At 50.6% G+C, this 21,229-nt stretch carries 17 protein-coding genes; 4 read left to right on the top strand and 13 right to left on the bottom strand.

What is annotated here, in order from left to right:
* From ACO0LF_RS30470 to ACO0LF_RS30430, 9 genes are all read right to left on the bottom strand, one after another.
* Window positions 1–610: DUF4214 domain-containing protein (locus ACO0LF_RS30470; RefSeq protein ID WP_423021021.1), on the bottom strand; the 610-nt coding region annotated here is incomplete at its 3' end.
* Window positions 611–874: 264 nt separating this feature from the next.
* On the bottom strand, window positions 875–1,600 hold the full coding sequence (locus ACO0LF_RS30465) for an amino acid ABC transporter ATP-binding protein (protein ID WP_423021019.1): 726 nt from the start codon (window positions 1,598–1,600) through the stop codon (window positions 875–877).
* Between the two features lie 20 nt (window positions 1,601–1,620).
* On the bottom strand, window positions 1,621–2,310 hold the full coding sequence (locus ACO0LF_RS30460) for an amino acid ABC transporter permease (RefSeq protein WP_423021017.1): 690 nt from the start codon (window positions 2,308–2,310) through the stop codon (window positions 1,621–1,623).
* Between the two features lie 2 nt (window positions 2,311–2,312).
* Window positions 2,313–3,065 (bottom strand): amino acid ABC transporter permease, encoded by a 753-nt coding sequence (locus ACO0LF_RS30455; RefSeq protein ID WP_423021015.1) that lies wholly within the window; start codon window positions 3,063–3,065, stop codon window positions 2,313–2,315.
* 118 nt (window positions 3,066–3,183) lie between these two features.
* Entirely contained in the window at window positions 3,184–4,134 is a 951-nt protein-coding gene (locus tag ACO0LF_RS30450; protein WP_423021013.1) for an amino acid ABC transporter substrate-binding protein, read from the bottom strand.
* A 246-nt stretch (window positions 4,135–4,380) separates the two neighbouring features.
* Window positions 4,381–5,277, bottom strand: coding sequence for an amino acid ABC transporter substrate-binding protein (locus ACO0LF_RS30445; RefSeq protein ID WP_423021011.1), 897 nt, complete (start codon window positions 5,275–5,277; stop codon window positions 4,381–4,383).
* Between the two features lie 357 nt (window positions 5,278–5,634).
* The gene (locus tag ACO0LF_RS30440; protein ID WP_423021009.1) at window positions 5,635–6,921 is read right to left on the bottom strand and encodes a Glu/Leu/Phe/Val family dehydrogenase; all 1,287 of its coding nucleotides are present in this window, start codon (window positions 6,919–6,921) and stop codon (window positions 5,635–5,637) included.
* 235 nt (window positions 6,922–7,156) lie between these two features.
* On the bottom strand, window positions 7,157–8,128 hold the full coding sequence (locus ACO0LF_RS30435; protein ID WP_423021007.1) for a LysR family transcriptional regulator: 972 nt from the start codon (window positions 8,126–8,128) through the stop codon (window positions 7,157–7,159).
* Window positions 8,129–10,009 carry an ABCB family ABC transporter ATP-binding protein/permease gene (locus ACO0LF_RS30430; RefSeq protein WP_423021005.1) on the bottom strand — a complete coding sequence of 627 codons (1,881 nt, stop codon included), beginning with the start codon at window positions 10,007–10,009 and terminating at the stop codon, window positions 8,129–8,131. It abuts the gene before it with no gap.
* A gap of 308 nt (window positions 10,010–10,317) precedes the next feature.
* Here ACO0LF_RS30430 and ACO0LF_RS30425 point away from each other — a divergent pair, with 308 nt between their 5' ends.
* Complete coding sequence (locus ACO0LF_RS30425) at window positions 10,318–11,010, top strand: acetyltransferase (RefSeq protein WP_423021003.1); 693 nt, start codon at window positions 10,318–10,320, stop codon at window positions 11,008–11,010.
* On the opposite strand, the gene ACO0LF_RS30420 is transcribed toward ACO0LF_RS30425, so the two are convergent.
* Window positions 10,979–12,562, bottom strand: coding sequence for a hypothetical protein (locus ACO0LF_RS30420; protein ID WP_423021001.1), 1,584 nt, complete (start codon window positions 12,560–12,562; stop codon window positions 10,979–10,981). The two genes, ACO0LF_RS30425 and ACO0LF_RS30420, sit on opposite strands and share 32 nt — an antisense overlap.
* A 188-nt stretch (window positions 12,563–12,750) precedes the next feature.
* Here ACO0LF_RS30420 and ACO0LF_RS30415 point away from each other — a divergent pair, with 188 nt between their 5' ends.
* Window positions 12,751–13,170: an acyl-CoA thioesterase gene (locus ACO0LF_RS30415; protein WP_423020999.1), complete on the top strand. Its 420-nt coding sequence runs from the start codon at window positions 12,751–12,753 to the stop codon at window positions 13,168–13,170.
* 8 nt (window positions 13,171–13,178) lie between these two features.
* Complete coding sequence (locus tag ACO0LF_RS30410; RefSeq protein ID WP_423020997.1) at window positions 13,179–14,756, top strand: alkaline phosphatase D family protein; 1,578 nt, start codon at window positions 13,179–13,181, stop codon at window positions 14,754–14,756.
* 110 nt (window positions 14,757–14,866) lie between these two features.
* Here ACO0LF_RS30410 and ACO0LF_RS30405 read toward each other — a convergent pair whose 3' ends face one another.
* From ACO0LF_RS30405 to ACO0LF_RS30395, 3 genes are all read right to left on the bottom strand, one after another.
* The gene (locus ACO0LF_RS30405; RefSeq protein ID WP_423020995.1) at window positions 14,867–16,546 is read right to left on the bottom strand and encodes a long-chain fatty acid--CoA ligase; all 1,680 of its coding nucleotides are present in this window, start codon (window positions 16,544–16,546) and stop codon (window positions 14,867–14,869) included.
* Window positions 16,547–16,866: 320 nt separating this feature from the next.
* Entirely contained in the window at window positions 16,867–18,948 is a 2,082-nt protein-coding gene (locus ACO0LF_RS30400) for a molybdopterin-containing oxidoreductase family protein (protein WP_423020993.1), read from the bottom strand.
* 181 nt (window positions 18,949–19,129) lie between these two features.
* Complete coding sequence (locus ACO0LF_RS30395; RefSeq protein WP_423020991.1) at window positions 19,130–20,044, bottom strand: NAD(P)-dependent oxidoreductase; 915 nt, start codon at window positions 20,042–20,044, stop codon at window positions 19,130–19,132.
* Between the two features lie 148 nt (window positions 20,045–20,192).
* On the opposite strand from ACO0LF_RS30395, the gene ACO0LF_RS30390 reads away from it, so the two are divergent.
* Complete coding sequence (locus ACO0LF_RS30390) at window positions 20,193–20,732, top strand: acyloxyacyl hydrolase (RefSeq protein WP_423020989.1); 540 nt, start codon at window positions 20,193–20,195, stop codon at window positions 20,730–20,732.
* Window positions 20,733–21,229 lie beyond the last annotated feature (497 nt).

Here is a 21,229-nt window from a genome sequence, read left to right as displayed (position 1 = left end):
TGCCTTGTGGTGTGTAGACCAGGCCTGCTGTGAAGTTTTCTGCTGTAGCGATGTCGGTATTGCTTGTCAGTGTGAAGTCTTTTTGACCGCCGCCTTGAACGATGGACAGGATGGTGGCATCTTGTGTGGCGATTTGGGAAGCTTGTGTCGCAGCATCCAACACTTTGCTCAGCCAGTCTTTGGCCAGCTTGGTATTTTCTACTTTGGAATAAATAACAATTTCGTCTGTGGTGTCTACTGCTGCAGTGAAGGAGGTCGCTGCTGCTACTTTGGAGTCAACGGCGACTTTGTCTGCACCAGTGGCGCCGCCCAGGATGGCGATCGCTGCCTGGCCCATAGTGACTTTGCCGCCCAGCAATTGACCTACCCAGTAGTTCAAACCTGCGACGTCGGCTTTGTGGCCAAACAGGTTGTTGTAGATGGTGTTGATGGTGTCTTCTGTTGTTTTGCCAGCAAATGCAGTAGCGTATTCTGGTTGCTTGGAGAACAAATCAGCGATCTGACCGATTGTCAGGTTTTGCGCTGCCCAGTAATTCAGACCATTTGGATCTGCTGGACGATTGAAATAAGCGATGTAAAGCTTTTGGATGTCTGCTGTTGTGTTGGCCATTGTCTGCTGTCCAGTTCAATTACTGTTGATATAAAGAATACGAAGTTTCTATGATATTTACTGCATTTTTTTTAAGCGATGGCAGATTAGCATGTCGGTTTATTTTTACATGTGACGTAAATCACATTTACGATAGATTTTTAAAAAACCGGACACTGACCAGGATGATAATTTGCAAAAATAATAAGAGCAATCACTACGCCCATCTGCAAACAAAAACAGCCCTGAAACCAGGGCTGTTTTATGATCCGGAGAAAACATGCATTAATGAATGATTTTATCCAGGAAATCACGGGCACGCTCTGAACGGGCATTGTTAAAAAATTCATCTTTAGAGCAATCTTCGACGATCGCGCCTTTATCCATGAAGACGATACGATTTGCCACCTTCTTGGCAAAACCCATTTCATGCGTCACCACCATCATGGTCATGCCTTCTTGTGCCAGGCCCACCATGACATCCAGTACCTCGTTGATCATTTCAGGATCAAGTGCAGAAGTTGGTTCATCAAACAACATGGCGATCGGGTCCATCGACAGGGCACGGGCTATCGCCACACGCTGTTGCTGACCACCAGATAACTGACCAGGGAATTTGTCTTTCTGGGCAATCAGGCCAACGCGGTCCAGGTATTTGAGGCCACGCTCAGTCGCTTCTTCTTCTGAACGGCCCAGGACTTTGACTTGGCCGATAGTCAGATTTTGACGAATAGACAGATGCGGGAACAATTCAAAGTTCTGGAACACCATGCCTATGCGTGCGCGCAGTTTGGACAGATTGGTCTTAGGATCGCCAACGGAAATACCTTCCACCGTGATCTGACCTTTCTGGAAAGGCTCCAGACCATTGACCGTTTTGATGAGAGTGGATTTGCCGGAACCGGAAGGACCGCACACTACCACCACTTCACCTTTGGATACCTCGGTCGTGCAGTCAGTCAACACCTGGAACTGACCATACCACTTACTGACATTATTCAATTTAATCATTTCAAATCTCCACAATATTCTTAACGTATGATCGCCACTTTTGCTTGCAACTTCTTCACGAGCGCGGACAAGCCAAAGCACATGAAGAAGTAAACAACTGCCGCGAAGGAATACATTTCCACCAGACGACCATCGCGCTGTGCGACTTTGGCGGCAGAACCGAAAAAGTCAGGAATCGACAAAATCGATACCAGCGATACGTCCTGGAACAAAACAATGGTTTGCGTCAGCAATATAGGGATCATATTGCGGAAGGCCTGTGGCAAGACAATATTGCCCATGGTTTGCCAATAGTTCATGCCCATGGCATAACCAGCCCAGATCTGGCCACGCGGGATGGACTGTATGCCGGAGCGCATGATCTCGCAGTAATAAGCGGCTTCAAACATGACGAAGGTGATCAGGCAGGACGAAAAAGCACCAACTTGCACAGGATCTTTGGAGCCGAGTATCCAGGCACCGATATAGGGCACCAGGAAGTAAAACCAGAAGAGCACCAATACCAGGGGTATGGAGCGCATCAGGTTGACATAGCTGGATGCGATCAGATTAACCAGCTTATTGCTTGATAAGCGCATCATCGCCAGCATAGTGCCGATGACAATACCGCCTGTCATTGCCAGGAAAGTCAGCTTCAGCGTGAATACCATGCCAGTCTGGAACAAATACACCCAGGAGCGCTGGATCACATCAAAATCAAAATTACCCATGTTTAGTGCCCTCCACTATTGGCAGAACCAGAGGTAATGAAACCTGGTACGCGCAGTTTCTTTTCCAGCAAAGTCGACATCAAGATGGCGATCACTGACACGATCAGATAAATGATGGTAGCCGCACCGTAAGCCTCAAAAGTCTGAAAAGAAAACTCTTGCATGGAGCGTGTGCTGGCCATCAGCTCTATCAAGCCTATCGACAGGGCCACCGAGCTGTTCTTAATGATCGCCGCCACTTCGTTCACCAGTGAAGGGATGATAATGCGAAACGCCATAGGCAAAAGTACATAACGGTAAGTTTGCGGCAGTGTCAAACCCAGTGCCGTTCCCGCCATACGCTGGCCGCGCGGCAGTGCGTTGATACCTGTTGATACCTGTACTGCCACCCTTGCCGAAGTAAAAAACCCCAGGCTCAATACCGCAGTGACGAAAGGTGCATTCGGTAATTGCTTGAGTGCCGTGCCCCAGGCTTCAGGCAAGACTTCAGGAAAGACAAAATACCAGAGAAACATTTGCACGATCAGTGGAATATTCCTGAACAATTCCACATAGGCATTTGCCAGCCTGACTACCCATTTATTGGGCGCTGTGCGCAGTGTCCCTATCACCATGCCCAATGTCAAAGCAATTATCCAGGCCATACCTGCTGTCGCCAGTGTCCATTTCAGACCGGCGATCAGGGATTCCAGATAGGTTCCCGTTCCATCGGGCGCAATGTCCCAAAAGATATTCCAATTCCAGTTGTAATTCATATTCTCCTCCTGTGCAGCGCTTTCAGCCCGATTTGGCAAGCTCACACTACATTGCCTTGCAAAAGAAAACGGGAGGTGCATCCCCCCGTTTTGTCGGACTACCTTGCCTTGCTAAGTATTATTTTTTCTTTTTGTTCAATACGGCTTTTTGAGCCTCTGGAACAGCTGCATAAGCAGAAGGTTCACCTGAATCAGTCGGCTTGGCTGCCACTACCTTGAGCTGGTCAGACATAGGCCAGTTCAAAGCGATACCCTTAGGTGGGATAGGTTGCATAAACCATTTGTGGTAAATACGATTAACGTCGCCAGAAGTCAGTACGTTGCCTATAGCTGTATCAACCACTTTCTTGAATGCAGGATCGTCTTTGCGCAGCATGATGCCGTAAGGCTCAACCGACAGTGCTTCCTTGCTGATTTCATACTCAGCCGGATTTTTTGAGTTGGAGACCTGTGAAGCCAGCAGGATATCATCCATCACCCATGCCACTGCACGACCAGTTTCCACCATCAGGAAAGCTTCTGCATGATCTTTGGCTGGCAAAATATTGATGCCCAGGTTCTGGTCAGCATTCAACTGTGTCAACTGCTTGAGATTTGAAGTGCCAGAAGTGGAGACCACATTCTTACCCTTCAGATCAACCAGAGTTTTGATGCCAGAAGATTTTTTCGACAGAATACGGTTTGCAGTCACAAAAGTAGTAGGTGCAAAAGCCACTTGTTTCTGACGTTCGACGTTATTGGTCGTGGAACCGCATTCAAGATCGATAGTACCGTTAGCCATCAAAGGAATGCGAGTCGCAGAGGTTACCGGATTCATTTTGACGTTTAATGAAGACAAACCCAGTTGTTTTTGTACTGCTGTCACAATTTTCAGGCACAAATCTATGGAATAACCCTGATAAGACTGCTTATCATCCAGATAGGAAAAAGGGTTGGAGGAATCACGTACACCCAGGGTGATGGTTCCTGTTTCTTTGATTTTTTTCAATGTTCCAGTGTCTTGCGCTTGTGCTGCACCGGCGATCAAACCTGCTCCTGCCAGACCTACCAACAATTTCGAAAATTTCATACTGTCTCCAGAAAGTTAAATCAAAAATCATGGCTTTGAGTTTAACAAAAACCCTCAGCAAATTACCGCTTTTTTCAATCGGTTTAATACGTATTACTACTTATACACTACTAAAAATGGGGGCAAAAATGGCTTTCAAGCTGCCCTTGCAAAAATCCATGCCTGCTCAGTAAAAACTGGGCCTGTCATTCAATTTCTTGAACGTCAGATCAATCTGCTGATGATGGCAAGCAAAGATCGTGTTTGTTAATCCGCCACCTTGTCTGTGGGGAAACGTATATTGTCGCGTAACAGGAAATTCATGGGCATGTTCAGGTTTGCCCCTTTTGGGGGAACCGGCTTGCGGAACCACTTATCATAAAGCTTGGTGACTTCACCATCGTTCATCAGCCTGGCCATCTCCCGGTCCAGCAGCGCTTTGAAGGCAGCATCGTCCTTGCGCAACATGATGGCATAAGGCTCAGTCGACAAAGAATCACCTACCACGACAAACTTGCTGGGGTCTTTGGCATTGGCGCGCTGTCCATATAACAGCACATCATCCACGGTAAAAGCATCTGCCTTACCACTCTCTACCATGCCAAAGGATTCATTATGATCACTGCCTTCCATCAACTTCAAATCCAGGGCCCTGACCTTGTCACGATCATTGAGCAATTTGACCGTAGTTGTGCCTTTGGAGGTGACTACCTTCTTGCCTTTGAGGTCGGTCCAGTTTTTGATGCCAGAGTCGGCGCGAACGATCATTTTCGCGGTGGCAAAGAAATGGGGGATAGTAAACGCCACTTGTTTGCGGCGCTCAGCATTATTGGTGGTTGAGCCACATTCCATATCCGCCTTGCCTTCGGCGATGGCAGGTATGCGTGAACTGCCTGTGACCAGGACATAATTCACATTCAGTTGCGGCAGTTTGAGTTCTTTTTTTATCGCATCGACCAGCTTCAGGCAAATGTCCATAGAATAGCCTATGGGTTTCTTATCATCATTCAGATAAGAAAATGGAAACGATGCTTCACGGTGCGCGATCGTCACCGTTTGTGTCTCTTTGATGTGCGTCAGGGTATCCGCAGCTAATGAAAGCGGGGAGCACAAGACCAGCGCGCAGGGCAAGCCAGCCTTTACTATCCATTTTAAAGCTTTCATATAATCCTCTTTGAACGTGGTTCAGGATGTTAATGATAAAGACTCATAAAATTCAACAGAAAAATTCACATTTAACAAAATATTATTCAGTATTTTTTACAATTTATAATTATAAAAATGCTAAAAACATCTATGCAATTATCATTCCAGCCAGATCAAACAGGTTACACTGCTCATACTCCGTTTTGATGACATTCAACATGTCAGCTGACTGCCGATCTCTTTTTTCGGCAATCTGGAGAGGCATAGTGCAAAACGCGATCTTGGTTGTATTACCCCAAAATCGCGCCCAATTCTTCATATATGGCAACAATCACCTATCAGGATAGATGATTGATAGCCATTTACAATTCCAGATTATGGATACAAGCCACGCACTTCACGTGCCTGCAACACTCTGGAGCAACCAATAATAAAGGCTGCAGTACGCAGGGAGACATTCTTGTCTTCTGTCACTTGCCAGACTGAATTAAAGGCTTCCTTCATGATACGGGTCAAACGCAGGTTGATTTCATCTTCAGACCAGAAATAGCTGGAGAAATCCTGTACCCACTCAAAATAAGACACTGTCACGCCACCAGCATTGGCAATGACGTCCGGCACGACCAGCACGCCCTTGTCGCGCAAGATATCGTCAGCTTCTGGTGTCGTCGGGCCATTCGCGCCCTCCAGAATGATCTTGGCGCGGATCTGGTCAGCGTTCTTGACAGTAATTTGTTGTTCCAGTGCTGCCGGGATCATGATATCGCAGTTCACAGACCAGAATTCATCATTTGGCAAAACGGCTTCTATACCTTCAAAACCAGCAACACTGCCTTTGGCGGCGACGTGGTCCAGCAATTTGGCAACATCCAGGCCATTTGAATGGAAAATCGTGCCGCCGTGATCTTGCACTGCCACGATCTTGGCACCTGCATCCGCAAACAGACGGGCTGCGATACCACCGACATTACCAAAACCTTGTACAGCAATCTTGGCACCCGCAATGCTCAGGCCACGCTTGGCAGCGGCTTCGCTACCGACCACGAATACACCACGGCCAGTCGCTTCACGACGACCCAGGCTACCACCGAGGGAGATAGGTTTGCCAGTCACCACGCCGGTAGCAGTACGGCCTTCATTCATGGAATAGGTATCCATCATCCATGCCATGGTTTGTTCATTGGTGTTGACGTCTGGTGCCGGGATATCTTTATCCGGGCCTATAATGATGCCGATTTCAGACGTGTAACGACGCGTCATGCGCATCAGTTCGCCACGTGACAAGGTTTTTGGATCTACACGGATACCGCCTTTGGCACCACCGTAAGGTACGTTGACTGCAGAGTTCTTGATGGTCATCCAGGCAGACAAGGCCATCACTTCTGACAGCGTCACATCCTGATGGAAACGCACACCACCCTTGCCCGGGCCGCGGGAAGTATTGTGCTGTACACGGTAACCTTCAAAGTGAGCAATAGTGCCGTCATCACGCTCGATAGGCACGTCAACGATGAGGATACGCTTGGGGCGCTTCAGGGTTTCTACCCAACGGGACAAATGGCCCAGGTAAGGGGTAACGCGATCGATTTGCTCAAGGTAAACGGACCAAGGACCTGTCTCTGTCGGGGTAAGATAGGACGGTATCTGGTGCTGGCTGGACATGGTATGACCTCATGAAATGGTTAGACTGGTATGCGTATCTTTCTGCACTTCTTTCAATTCAGACCGGCTCCTAGCCAGCGCTGAAAGCAGACGCATAGTAGTCTTTTCACTCTAAAATCAGCCAATGCTTTGTTTGCATGAATCTATGCATGAAATGCATAACCATGAAATGGCCTTATGTTATAGCCATCAAGCATTCATCTGGCCAAACCATGCCAAAGGATGCAGAAGAGATTCAGGCTGGCCGACGGCTCTTGGCTTGCCGGTTTTTATTTTGTTTTTCTTCTGACTGCAATTGCTCAAGATATTCCCATAAACGCGACACGATCATCTTGCCCGGCCTTTGTATGGATGGCCTTTCACGATACAGGCGAATTTCCATATTCACTTCCCAGGTGCCACTGCCATCATCGGCGCGGGCCAGTTGCTTTTGCTTGATTTCACGAGTGACCGCAGACTCGGGCAAAAAAGCCACGCCACGGCCTTCCAGTGCCATCATTTTCAAGCCCTCGGCCATATCGGTTTCATAGCATTTTTCCAGATGCAGGGGCTGGCGGGTATCGTTCAGGATCAGGTCGACCATGCGCCCCAGATAGGCATTATTGGCATAGGCCAGAAAGGGCAATGGTTCTTTCTCGGTGCCGGGCAGCGATAACTCGGGCACACCATTTTTGTCACAGCGGGTATAGGCCCGCAAAGCCTCGGTCCCCATGCTGATCATGTCGTACTGACTGCTATCAAGCAAAAGCGGCTGACGTGGATGGTGGTAGCACAGCAGCAAGTCACAACCACCTTCTACCAGGGTCATGACGGCATCATGTACATTCAGGGCCAGGAGGCGGCTATTGATTTCACCAAAAGCGGCTTCCAGGCTGGTCAGCCAGCGTGGTACATAGGTCAGTGACAGGGTATGCGGAACCGCAAAGTCCACCGTGGTTTGCGTGGTGGTGCGCTTGCCACGCAACAGCGCACGGGCATTGTTGATTTGCCCCAGCATGGCAATGGCCTGTTCATAGAAAACTTCACCCGCATGTGTCAAGCGCGTGGGGTAAGACGTGCGGTCTATCAGGTCGCTGCCCAGCCAGGCTTCCAGTGATTGTATGCGACGCGAAAATGCCGGTTGTGTCACATGGCGCAATTCAGCCGAGCGACTGAAACTATTGGTCTCTGCCAGGGATACAAAATCTTCCAGCCACTTGGTTTCCATTTATGCACTCACCAATTCAACTTCATCTGCTTCGTCATCATCTTCTTCTGCCTGGTCTTTTTTCTTGCTTTGCTGACGTTCCCACATGCGCGCATATGCTCCCTGTAGGGCCAGCAAATCATGATGGGTGCCGCGTTCTACGATGCGCCCCTTGTCCATGACCAGAATCTGTTGCGCATCGACGATGGTCGATAGACGGTGCGCTATCACCAGACTGGTACGGCTGCGTGCGATGTCTTTCAACTGCGCCTGTATCAATTGTTCAGCCTGAGAATCCAGCGCTGAAGTGGCTTCATCAAAAATAAAAATCGACGGATTTTTCAGCAGGGTACGGGCGATGGCTACGCGCTGCTTTTCACCACCGGATAATTTCAAGCCACGTTCACCCACCATACTGTCATAGCCATCGGGCAGTGATTCGATAAAGTCATGGATGTAGGCAGCCTTGGCAACAGCAACAATTTCCTCTTTCGTCGCTCCCGGTTTGCCGTAGGCGATGTTGTATTCTATGCTGTCATTGAACAAGACTGTATCTTGCGGGACTATGCCTATCGCGGCCCTGACCGAGGCTTGCGTCACATCACGCAAGTCCTGACCATCGATAGAAATATGACCTGACTGGATATCATAAAAACGGAACAGCAAACGTGACAAAGTGGATTTACCAGAACCACTATGTCCCACGACTGCCGTGGTCGTGCCCGGTGCAACGGTGAAGTCCACATCAAACAAAATCTGACGCTTTTCTTCATAGCTGAAATTCACATGCTGGAAGCGGATTTCTGCGCCATTTCTGTGATGTACCTGCAAGGCTTGTGCATTCGCTTCGTCGGCCACTTCACGGTTCTGGTCTAGCAGGGAAAACAGTCTTTCCATATCCGCCAAGCTTTGCTTGATTTCGCGGTATAAGACACCCAGAAAATTGAGGGGGATATACAGCTGTATCATGAAGGCGTTCACTAGCACCAAATCACCCAGGCTCATGGTGCCATCAATGACGCCTTGCGTGGCACGCCACAGTATCAGGGTCACCGCCGTGGCGATGATCATGGATTGCCCGGTATTGAGCAAGAACAGGCTGCTCTGCGATTTGACGGCGGCTGTTTCAAAACTCTTCAAGCCTACATCGTAGCGCTGGGCCTCGTATTCTTCATTGCCAAAATACTTCACCGTTTCATAGTTGAGCAGGGAATCGATGGCCTTGGTATGTGCCCTGGAATCCAGCTCATTCATGGTACGACGGAAATGCGTGCGCCACTCGGTCACGACGATGGTGAAGACGATATACGTGACCAGCGCCGTCGCAGTAATCACGCTGAACCATTTATCGTAATGCGTGCCCAGATAAATCAGGACCAGAGTGATTTCCAGCAAAGTGGGGACGATGCTGAACAGGGCATAAGAAATCAGTGAAGATATCGCCCGCGTGCCACGTTCTATATCACGTGTGACACCACCCGTTTGCCGGTTCAGATGAAAGCGCAAAGACAGGGCATGCAGGTGACGGAACACTTGCAGGGCTATGGTGCGCACTGCCCTTTGCGTGACCTTGGCAAACACGAACTCACGCAATTCCGTGAACAGGGTAGTCGATAAGCGCAGAGCGCCATAAGCGATCAGCAAACTCACAGGCAAGACCATGACAGCCGCAGGATGGGCAGGGCTGATGGTCATGCTGTCCACCAGGTTTTTCAAGACCATAGGTACGCCGACATTGGCCAGCTTGGCTGCCACCAGGAAAGTCAGCGCCAGTAAAACACGCCACTTATAGGCCCATAAATAAGGCAATAAGGTCTTGACTGTGGACCAGTCGCCACGCTGAGCAGGATTGCCGGCTTGGGCAGTGGCAGATGGATTACGAACGGATTCATTACGTCGCATTAATGGGGTACTCGTTTTTGGGTTGAATGAGCTAGCCGGCGCTGTAATAACAACAGGGCTGGCCTGAATTGGCAATTCAACAAAATCACCTCCCGGGCGTAATGCAGTGGGAGGCAACAAAGAGAAAAACACATCATGCAAAAACTGCATAAAGAAAATTATAGGCTATAAATCATATCTGCATTGAGCGCATCTGCATCGATCAGATCAGCATAGCTCGCCTTGCAGTGAGCAAGCCGTCAATCAAGATTGCGGACATTGCCATGAAGCTATCGTACAATTTGCGTCTTGCCTAAAAGGTTTTCAATATGAACAAGAATAAACTGGTGATCTTTGGTAGTAGCAATATTTTGTCTGATTTGTTTGATTGCGCGCTGGCAAATGGCCTGGTGGTTTCCAGGATCGTTCTGCACCTGCCAGAAGCGCCAGGCGAACGTGATCTGAGCCTGGCACAACGATTGGATATCTGGGCAAGCTATGGCCCGGTGCCTGAAGTCGTGGAATTAGCTGATTTTCAACCAGCGCAGGATGAGTTGTATTTACTCGGTCCTACAACGCCCACGCGCCAGGTGCTGGAACAGGAAATATTGCAGCGCTTTCCAGCGCATGGGCTGGAGTTCCACACCCTGATACATCCCCGTGCCTATGTCTCACCAATGGCAAAACTGGCAGCTGGCGTGTTCGTCGGTGCCAATAGTGTCATCAGCCCTGGCGCAGTGTTGGGACGCCATGTGTTTGTCAATCGCGGCGTCACCATAGGACATGACACCCATATAGACGCTTTTTCACGGGTACAGCCGGGCAGCAATGTCGGTGGTTTGTCACGTATAGGCCATAGCGTCACGATCGCCATTGGTGCCACCCTGACCGAGCGCCTGCGCATTGGGGACCATGCCTTCATCGGTGCCGGTGCCGTAGTGATCAGCGATGTCGAAACCGGGGCACTGATGGTGGGCAATCCGGCCAGGTTCAAGAAGTCTGTGCTGCCATCCTCAGATTAAAGCGTGTAAGCGCCAGTTCGCAAGCGCCTTGCAGGCTGGCAGCGGCCTTGTCCAGGTCCAGGTAATCGTCAAAGTGCTTTTGCATGGATAGGCCAGCTGCTTTCCTGGCATCAGGATTGTGCAGCCACAACATCAAGATCTGGAAATAGTCCTGCAAGTTTGCCTGCGCGGCATGGCCCAGCTTGTCGCCACCATCCGAGCCTGACAAACTCAGGGCAGGCAAGGCCAGCGCCATGGCTTCGGCCACCGCAAAACCACCACCCATCATGGGGGGGTTGATGTAGATATCACTGCAAGTCAGGTATTTGACTGCATCAGCGCAAAATGCCACACATTGCACCTGGCCCGCCCTGGCAGACTGCAAGGCTGAGGGTAAGGCGCCATTGCCACCGACGATAAGCCAAAGGATATCAGGATGCTGGTTCAAGATCTGCAACATGGCCCCAGCCCACTCCCCCTTGATCCTGGCTTCACTCTCACTGACCAGGGTGACGAGGATCAGCTTGTCGGCAGGCAGCCCCAGGGATGCACGGGTATGCCCGTGTTGCATGTCCGGCCTTTGCACACGGTAGGAATGGTAGTAAGCCTGTCCAGATAAAAAAGCAGCATCCCAGCTTGAAACCTGTTGCCCATCCAGCTCTCGCTGCGCCGTCAACCATACGTCGGCAGGTGCCATGGGTGAGAGTGAATTGATACCCAGGCTGAGTACTGGACGTGCAGGATAAGTGGCGGCGGCCAACCCCGCATACAGGCCCACAAACATCACCAGATCGGGATCAAATGAACCCATTTGTGTCAGCAGGCTATGCCATCTTTGCAAGAGCGAAAAACGCGTATCGCCAGTCATGACCTGGCCGCCCTGGCCCAGGTATTTGTCCCAGCCCGCCGTCACGAACTGCGGCTCTGGCGTATATGAGTGGCTGCCGAGATAATGCTTGAAATCCGGCCCCAGCAATTCTTGCGCAGAATACAGCACGACTTCATAACCAAGCTGGCGCAGGTTTGCCGCCTGTTGCAAGGCCATCAGCGTCGGCGGGTGTTTGACATTGCTGAGGAAAGGGGCAATCAGGGCCACCTTGCGCACCACATCAATGACACGTTTTTTCAACACCTGTGTGGGCCGTGCCTGCTGCCATATCCAGGGATTGAGGCTGTTGACGATGGCAGGCAAGCCCAGCGCCTGCAAACGCTGACGAAAAGCCTGGCGTCCGGGGGTATCCAGCAATACTCTTTGCCAGCTATATTGCAGAAAAGTCATGAGCCGGTCGGCATCATAGGGTTGCAGGCCGATGATAATTTGCCCCGCCTGCTGGAGATATTCCGGCCTGCCGGTCAGCATGTCAAGAAAGGTGGCACGGTAAAAACCAGGCAAGCCATCAGCTGCAATATTCGCCAGTAAAAACTGTTCCAGTTGCAGGCTCAGGGCAGGCGTGGCATGACGGCGCAACAAGTCCACCATCTGGTGCCAGCCATGGCTGGCAGTGGGATTGGCAACGGTACGCATGACGACATCGTCCAGCAATCTTAATTCTTCGTGTTTTGCTTCCATCATCTTCTTTGATTTTCATGCCAGTACAGCAGGCGCTTTTTCTGTATTCTGACGATGAAATTATTACATTGTCATCGACTTCACAATATATCACTGTGTAAGTCAATGACAAGCCACTTGCTTTATTCAGTCTGCATGAAATTTGGTTTAAGATTGGCTAAACCCTTCTTCCACTTACCCAGACCATCATCATGACTGAACAAATTTCCAACGGGCTGCCATCGCATATGCCCACCCTCAGGGTCATGCCCATGCCTTCCGATGCCAATGTCCATGGTGACGTGTTCGGCGGCTGGATCATGTCGCAGGTCGATATTGCCGGTGCCATCCCGGCTGCCCGCCGTGCCAATGGCCGGGTTGCCACTATCGCCGTAAATTCCTTCCTGTTCAAGCAACCGGTATTTGTGGGCGACCTGCTGTCGTTTTATGCAGAAGTGGTCAAGGTCGGCAATACCTCTATCACTGTCTCGGTGGAAGTCTATGCAGAACGCAATCGCCTGCAAGCCAATACAGTCAAAGTCACTGAAGCCACACTGACTTATGTCGCCACGGGCAATGACCGCAAGCCGCGCCAGATTCCACCGCTGGAAGAAATCACCAAGGTGGGTTGAGTATTGCTATGAAGTTAACGCGTCGTTTGTTTTTACAGCAGTCCCTGCAATTCACTGCCTTCGCTGCCCTGGCCCAGGCTTTTCCCGGGTTCGCGGCCGAGCGCAGCAGCGTCTACCCTTTCAGTCTCGGTGTGGCTTCGGGCTCGCCACGGCATGACAGCGTAGTCTTATGGACGCGCTTGCTGCCCGAGCCTCTGAATGCAGCTGCCCTGCCCGCCATACCCTATAAGCTGCGCTGGGAAATCGCCGAGGATGAGCAATTCCACCGCATGGTCAACAAGGGTGAAGCCCATGCCCTGCCTGAGCTGGCTCATAGCGTGCATGTCGATGTGACAGGCTTGCAGCCAGACCGCTGGTACTGGTATCGCTTCATGCTGGGCGACGCTGTCAGCCCGGTGGCACGCACCCGTACAGCACCAGCCACGGATATCCTGGTCAGCAATCTGCGACTGGCCGTGGCCTCATGCCAGCACTGGGAATTTGGCGAATATGCAGCACACCGGCATATCGCCGCCGCCAATCCTGATCTGGTGGCATTTTTAGGTGATTATATTTATGAATGGGGACCGTATGACCTGCACCACCCGACCAAACCCCGCAACCGTGATATAGAGAGCTTCAGCCTGGCGGAATACCGCGCCCGCTATGCCCAATACAAGACAGACCCGCAATTGCAGGCAGCCCACCATGTAGCACCATGGATAGTCACCTGGGATGACCATGAAGTCGCCAATGACTATGGCAATGACAGGGATGAAAGGCTGGACGTCAACTTCCTCTCGCGCCGCGCCGCTGCCTACCAGGCATTTTATGAGCACATGCCGGTACGCCTGCATGCCAGCCATAGTGATTTTGCCAATATGCGTATCTATGATCGTTATGACTGGGGCAGGCTGGCAAAATTCCATATCCTGGACAGTCGTCAGTATCGCTCTTACCAGGTCTGCGCCAAGCCGGGACGTGGTGGCTCCAACTCGGTCAGCAATGCAGAATGCAGTGACAGGATGGATCCTACCCATACCATGCTGGGCATGGAGCAGGAAAAATGGCTGGCGCGCGGTTTTGCCAATTCAGCAGCGAAGTGGAATATCCTCACTCAGCAAACCTTGATGGCACAATCCAGCCAGACTGCCATTACGCATGAGGGAGAGGGTAAGTTCTGGACCGATGGCTGGGATGGTTATCCCGTCGCCAGACAGCGTTTGATGGAAGACCTGCAAAAGCATAAGCCCAGCAATCCTGTGGTGATTTCTGGTGATGTGCATACCTTTTATGCGGCCAACCTGAAGCGCGATTTCTACAGTAAAGCCTCTGCCAGTAACCCCATACTGGCGACAGAGTTTTGCGGCACCTCAATCACCTCCAGCTCGCGTCCGCAAGAACGCACGGATCAATATGTAGCTCAAAATCCGCATATCAAATATGGCCGCAGTGATAAGCGTGGTTTCATTCTCATGGATATTTCCCAGACCCGGATACAAACTCATTTCCTGGCGCTGGATGATGTTGCCAGAGCTGATTCCGGCATCACCACTTTGAAGAGTTTTGTAGTCGAAGATGGCAAGCCAGGTGTGGTGTTTGGATAATGACCTCAGTTTTTCAGTAAGTCATGCACAATAAAAAAGGAAGGCAATGCCTTCCTTTTTTATTAACTGGATAGAAAACGTTTAGGCTTTCTTTTCATCATGCCTTCTTTTCATCCCGCCTTCTTTTCATCCCGCAATTCGCGGCGCAAAATCTTGCCCACATTCGTCTTGGGCAAATCAGCACGGAACTCTATGTACTTGGGTTTTTTGTAAGCAGTGAATTGCTCCTTGCAATAATCCATGAGCTGGTCAACCGTCAGCGAAGGATCTTTGCGCACCACAAACAATTTCACAGCCTCGCCAGAATTGGCATCTGGCACACCGATACAAGCGCACTCCAGCACGCCAGGATGCATGACGATGACTTCTTCAATTTCATTTGGATAGACATTGAAACCCGAGACCAGGATCATGTCTTTCTTGCGATCGACGATCTTGGTATAACCGCGTTCATCCATGATACCAACGTCACCGGTTTTGAAGAAACCATCAGCCGTCATGACCTTGGCCGTTTCTTCAGGACGGTTCCAGTAACCCGCCATGACTTGCGGACCACGAATGGCGATTTCGCCACGCTCACCCAGAGCAACCGGGTTGCCATCATCATCGAGAATGGCAATTTCAGTCGAGGAAATAGGCATGCCTATGGTGCCTGAGAATTCTTTGGTATCAGCTGGATTAGCGGTCGCTACGGGAGAAGTTTCAGACAAGCCATAACCTTCGGCAATCGCACAACCGGTGATTTTGAGCCACTTGTCTGCCACGGCTTTTTGCACAGCCATGCCACCACCGCTGCAAATTTCATAACCGGAAAAATCCAATGCAGCAAAATTCGGATTATTCAGCAAGCCGTTATACAGGGTATTGACTGCCGGGAAAATGTTGACGCGATACTTGCCCAGTTCCTTGATAAAGCCAGGAATATCACGCGGATTGGGGATCAGCAAATTCAAGGCACCTATACGTGTGCCCAGCAAGCTGCAGACTGTCAGCGCAAAGATGTGATACAGCGGCAAGGCACAGACGATGACTTTTTGTTCGTCTGCATGACCGGCCATGCTCGGTGACAGCCAGGCATCATTTTGCAGCATATTGGCAACCACATTTTTATGCAGCAAAGTGGCGCCCTTGGAAACCCCGGTAGTACCGCCGGTGTACTGCAGGAAAGCCACATCTTCATGCGTGGTTGTGACAGGCGTGAAACTCAGGCCTGCCGCTTCTGACATCACTTTATTAAAACGGACAGCGCCAGGCAGAGAAAATGCTGGCACCATTTTTTTGACATGGCGCACCACGAAATTGACGATAGTGCCTTTCAAGCCACCCAGCATTTCGCCCATGTTGGCGACGACGATGTGCTTGATCGCTGTCTTGCTGAGCACATGCTCCAGCGTGACGGCAAAATTTTCCAGGATGAAGATGGCCTCTGCGCCCGAGTCTTTCAACTGATGCTCAAGCTCGCGTGGAGTATAGAGGGGATTGACATTGACGACCGTGCAACCAGCACGCAAGATCGCTGCCATGACGACAGGATATTGCAAGACATTTGGCATCATGATGGCAACGCGGGCACCTTTTTTCAGGCCCTTGGCTTGCAACCAGGCAGCCAGTTGCTTGGACATTTTATCCAGTTCACCGTAAGTAATGCGTTTATCCATGCAGGCATAGGCATCACGGGCAGCGAATTTCTGAAATGACTCTTCCAGCATTTGCACCAGGGATTGATACTGGTTTATATCAATTTCTGCCGGCACGCCTGCAGGATAGTTTTTCAGCCAAATCTTATCCATATTTTCTCCGTCTCCTATGATTGTTGTTGTATGGTGCTGCGCTGCAGTTTTTTGTTTTACACGACTTTCTTTTATCAGGCACCGTGAGAAAAATGATCATTGCAGGCATGCGTCCCCTAGTTTCGATGCTATCGACTAAGTTCTGCTAAAGCAAGCGATTTAAAGTCTACCTGAAACCATCCTCTAGGAAAATGCCGCACCGCAGCAAATTCAAGCGAGGGATTTTTACTCTTTTTGATCTGCCGCAATATCATCCCGCCTTATCCATGGCGGGATGATTGCAGGCTGTTGGTAAAAAGAAGTTGATAGTGGGCAAAAATTTATGTGCACTTCTCAACTTCCACCAACAAGTCGTAGAAGGTAGGGCCAGCGCCCATGTCCGTTAAACGCTGACTGGTGACTTCATTGGCATTCTTGTTATCACCCGCAAGTTTTTTCCACCAGATGGACAGGCCCACCACCAGACCTGGCCTGGCCTTGTCGGTGACACGGGCAATGGCTTCAAAGCTGCCTCGGTCATTAAATATCCTTAGCTTGTCTCCTTGCTCAATATGACGGCTACCGGCATCGTCAGGGTGGATATCCAGATGCGGCTCGCCTTCGGTATTGCGCAAGCTTTGCACATTGACGAAAGTGGAATTCAGGAAATTGCGTGCCGGTGGCGAAATCATGGCCAGCGGGTAGCGTGCCGCCAACGCTGCATTTGAAGCCACAGATTCATAGGGTGCAATATAAGTCGGCAAGGGATCCAGCCCGGCTTGTTTCATGCTCTCACTATAAAATTCGCATTTGCCAGATGGCGTGCCAAAGCCGCCGTGAGCAAATGGGGCATCGGCCACTTTCAGTTTAGCCCAACCCGCTTTCTTTAAGGAAGACCAGTCAAAATGCACGGCATGCGCATGGTTCTTATTAAAGGCCTGCGCCGCAATTTCATCATCACTTTCGCTGAAACAGGCCTCGTCAAAACCCATGGCCCTGGCGATCAAGCGGAAAATTTCGGTATTCGGTTTGGCTTCACCCAATGGAGTTATCGCCGGATTGTTCGCCATCATGTACAGATGTCCGTAAGTGCTATGGATGTCGGTATGTTCCAGTTGCGTTGTCGCTGGCAGCAAGATATCGGCAAAGTCTGCGGTATCGGTCTGGAAGTGCTCCAGTACGACAGTGAACAAGTCTTCACGCGCAAAGCCTTGCGCCACTTTGGAAGACTCAGGCGCAACCGCGACCGGGTTGGAGTTATAGACGATCACAGCTTCCACTTTGGGGCCGAAATCGGCAGAAGCTTCACGCAATAAATCATCGCCTATGGTGCTCATATTGATGGTACGGCGCGGCCCGTCTTGCGGAAATAGATCCGGTCTTTGCAAGGCAGTCGTATTTTTGGGAAAAGCATCCGACATCGATAATTGCGTGCCACCTGCAGCATGCCGCCAGGCCCCTGTCAGAGCTGGCAGGCAGGCGATATTACGTACTGCCATGCCACCACCATGTACCCGCTGTACGCCATAATTCATGCGTATCATGCTGGCTTCGCCGCGCTTGCCGCATTCGCCATATTCCTTGGCGAGCTGGATGACCTCATCTGCGCTGATACCACATACTTCGGCAACACGTTCTGGTGTCCATGTCGCTACTCGTTCGCGCAATTGTTCAAAGCCCAGGGTATGTTCTGCGATGTAATCATGATCCAGCAGGTCTTCGCGTATCAGGACATGCATGAGACCCAGCGCCAGAGCCGAATCTGTGCCTGGCAACAAGGCAATATGCTGATGGCATTTTTCTGCTGTCAATGAGCGATAAGGATCTATCGCTATCAGCTTGGCTCCATTGCGTTTGGCTTCTTGCACGCGCATCCAGAAATGCAGATTGGAGGCAATGGGATTACCCCCCCACATGATGATCAGTTTGGCGTCCTGGGTATGCTCTATGTCTGCCCCCTGACGCATGCCTACTGTATATTTATAACCAACCCCACCGGCGGTTGCACATATCGTGCGGTCCAGGAATGAAGCACCAATCTTGTTGAAGAAGCGCATTGCCATGCTCTCGCCCTGCACCAGGCCCATGGTGCCAGCATAACTGTAAGGCAGTATAGCCAAGGGCTTGCTGGTAGCCAGGGGTTTGAGTTTTTCTGCAATGGTCGCGATCGCCTCATCCCAGGTGATGCGAACAAACTTGCCCTCGCCTTTTTGCCCTATGCGCTTTTGCGGATAAAGCAGACGATCAGCATGGTAAGTACGTTCGGCATAACGGGACACCTTGGTGCACAAGACCCCGGCCGTGGTTGGATGTTCGGGGTCACCCTTGACGGCAGTGGCGATGCCGTTTTCCACTGTCACATGCAGGGCACAGGTATCGGGACAATCATGGGGACATACGGCTTTGACGATAGTGCTGCTCATAGTAATCCTGGTTCAATAATTTATTTCATGCTATCAGTGCCGACTGCTTGATTCTTGCAGCCTGATCGTTGTGGCAACTTGGCACTCTTACTGGTTTTACATATCTTATGTCATCGCCTGCTATGGCTACCGATACACAAATACTGTTTTTCTGCGCATCAGCTGAAATTATTTTCTTCTATTAAGGTAAAACATCCTGTTTGTCGCCCAGGCGTTTACCGGGATTTTTATGCTCCAATGCCAACAAAGCTGCCGAATGATCTGCATAAGGATAATCGGGCAACAAGTCGCGATAGACATCCGTTACCAGCCTGGTGATAGGCAAGTCAACTCCGGCATGCTGAGCAGCAATGAGGATATTTTCCATATCCTTGGCCTGGCTTTTGACCTGGCCGCCAGGCATGAAGCTCCTGTCCAGCATGCGCTGGCCATGTACTTCCAGTATTCTGCTCTCAGCAAAACCGCCGCGCAAAGCCTGTCTTACCGCAGCCGGATCAGCACCACCGGCTTGCGCCAGCAACAGTGCTTCGGCCACGATATTAATCGTTGCACCAACAATCAACTGATTGCAAAGTTTGGCCAATTGTCCCGTACCCGGGCCACCCACACGCTGTGGCTTACCCATGGCAGACAAGAGTTCTGCAATTTCAGAATAAATAGTTTCATCCGCACCAGCCATGATGGCCAAACTCCCTGCTTCTGCTCCGATGACGCCGCCAGAAACCGGCGCATCGATAAAATGCACATCCTGCTTTTGCAACAAGGCATGCAGGGCCTGCGCCTGCGATTGCTGGATGGAACTCATGTCTATCACTATGCTGCCTGCACGCAGGACAGGCCGGATTTGTTCTATGACTGCGGCCACGGCCTGGCCATCTTCGAGCATCGTAATCACAATATCTGCACCTGCTTGCTGCACAGCCAGCAGGGCAGAGTCTGCCAGTCTGGCCCCATCGGCAGTCAGCGTTGCCGCTTTTGCCAGTGTGCGGTTCCAGACCGCCACCGGATAGCCAGCCAACAATAATCTGCGCGCCATGGGCTTGCCCATCAGACCAGTGCCCAGGAAGGCAATATTTGTTTGAGCTATCGGTTTCATATTCATACTTTTCAGGCATGCAAGATTGACGGAACTAAATTGTATACGCTACATCTTAAGAGCATATTGCCAGAGATTGCTACAATAGCGTCCATAGTTCCAAATTGATGTCCGATTGATTTCTTATTTTCACCTGAAAGTCTATTTTATGCGTCTGCGTATTTCATCTTTAATCGCCATTGCCGTCACGGCCATGTGCGCCAGCACTCCTGTACTTGCTGTGGATTCTGCCTCGCTGGAATTTGCTACCGGCAATAAAACCAAGATGCTGCGCGCAGGCTTGCAATCGAACTGGGATAACCAGTGGTTTTCTTCAAATGGCACCCATGTCGGCGGTTATTGGGATTACATCCTTGCCGAGTGGCGTGGCAATAACTTCCAGGGCAAGGGCGGAACCCAAAACCTGACAGATATAGGCGTAACTCCTGTCTTCCGCTTTCAAAACGATAGCAAAAAAGGCTTTTACGGCGAAGCAGGCATAGGCTTACATATGCTGTCAGAGATCTATGACAACAACAGCCGTCATTTCTCCACCAATTTCCAGTTTGGTGACCACATCGGCGTTGGCTATGTCACCAAGGATGGCTGGGATCTGAGCTTCAAGATTCAGCATTATTCGAACGGCGGCATCAAGCATCCTAATCCGGGTGTGAATTTTGCTGTGTTGAAGGCTGGGTACGCGTTTTAAGCGCTTACATGCAATTTGTATCTGCTGAATAAAAGAGGAGCGCAAGCTCCTTTTTTATTGCCTATAAGTTCGTGAGCTCTTTTCCAGGTCAGGTTAGTACCATGATTGTTCGATCCCACACTTACCTATCCAATATCAGCAGTGTCATAAATTCGTATTCTCTCGCATGACTAAGTATTCAGGTGACAGAGACTGCAGTTGCCCAACGAACGCCACTGGAGCGCCAGCCCGGTAGCCTCCTGCCTGCGCAGGAGCGACGATGCGGAGGTTTTGCGTTGAAATGCACGCATACGGACGCAAAGATTTGAACGCAACATCACCGATCATACTGTCAATGCTGGCAGCCAGCCGTACAGATGATAAAAGAGTTAGCCCCACAACCGTCGCTCCAGCGCAGGCTGGAGCCCAGCGCCGTTGCTTGATGCGCCGTATGGTGAGCAAGATCGCGCCTGGTCGATGAAACAACGGTGCGCATGGCGCACCCTACTTTGGTGAAT

This window comes from Undibacterium sp. Di27W (genome assembly GCF_049340345.1).
Taxonomy (GTDB): Bacteria; Pseudomonadota; Gammaproteobacteria; order Burkholderiales; family Burkholderiaceae_D; genus Undibacterium.
The sequence above is the reverse complement of the archived record's forward strand: the minus strand, read 5'-3'. Positions and strand labels throughout refer to the sequence as shown.

Excerpts from the sequence above, each read along its gene's own strand:
- ACO0LF_RS30465 (WP_423021019.1), bottom strand. The coding sequence starts at position 1,600 with ATGATTAAATTGAATAATGTCAGTAAGTGGTATGGTCAGTTCCAGGTG.
- ACO0LF_RS30460 (WP_423021017.1), bottom strand. The coding sequence starts at position 2,310 with ATGGGTAATTTTGATTTTGATGTGATCCAGCGCTCCTGGGTGTATTTG.
- ACO0LF_RS30455 (WP_423021015.1), bottom strand. The coding sequence starts at position 3,065 with ATGAATTACAACTGGAATTGGAATATCTTTTGGGACATTGCGCCCGAT.
- ACO0LF_RS30450 (WP_423021013.1), bottom strand. The coding sequence starts at position 4,134 with ATGAAATTTTCGAAATTGTTGGTAGGTCTGGCAGGAGCAGGTTTGATC.
- ACO0LF_RS30445 (WP_423021011.1), bottom strand. The coding sequence starts at position 5,277 with ATGAAAGCTTTAAAATGGATAGTAAAGGCTGGCTTGCCCTGCGCGCTG.
- ACO0LF_RS30440 (WP_423021009.1), bottom strand. The coding sequence starts at position 6,921 with ATGTCCAGCCAGCACCAGATACCGTCCTATCTTACCCCGACAGAGACA.
- ACO0LF_RS30435 (WP_423021007.1), bottom strand. The coding sequence starts at position 8,128 with ATGGAAACCAAGTGGCTGGAAGATTTTGTATCCCTGGCAGAGACCAAT.
- ACO0LF_RS30430 (WP_423021005.1), bottom strand. The coding sequence starts at position 10,009 with ATGCGACGTAATGAATCCGTTCGTAATCCATCTGCCACTGCCCAAGCC.
- ACO0LF_RS30425 (WP_423021003.1), top strand. The coding sequence starts at position 10,318 with ATGAACAAGAATAAACTGGTGATCTTTGGTAGTAGCAATATTTTGTCT.
- ACO0LF_RS30420 (WP_423021001.1), bottom strand. The coding sequence starts at position 12,562 with ATGATGGAAGCAAAACACGAAGAATTAAGATTGCTGGACGATGTCGTC.
- ACO0LF_RS30415 (WP_423020999.1), top strand. The coding sequence starts at position 12,751 with ATGACTGAACAAATTTCCAACGGGCTGCCATCGCATATGCCCACCCTC.
- ACO0LF_RS30410 (WP_423020997.1), top strand. The coding sequence starts at position 13,179 with ATGAAGTTAACGCGTCGTTTGTTTTTACAGCAGTCCCTGCAATTCACT.
- ACO0LF_RS30405 (WP_423020995.1), bottom strand. The coding sequence starts at position 16,546 with ATGGATAAGATTTGGCTGAAAAACTATCCTGCAGGCGTGCCGGCAGAA.
- ACO0LF_RS30400 (WP_423020993.1), bottom strand. The coding sequence starts at position 18,948 with ATGAGCAGCACTATCGTCAAAGCCGTATGTCCCCATGATTGTCCCGAT.
- ACO0LF_RS30395 (WP_423020991.1), bottom strand. The coding sequence starts at position 20,044 with ATGAAACCGATAGCTCAAACAAATATTGCCTTCCTGGGCACTGGTCTG.
- ACO0LF_RS30390 (WP_423020989.1), top strand. The coding sequence starts at position 20,193 with ATGCGTCTGCGTATTTCATCTTTAATCGCCATTGCCGTCACGGCCATG.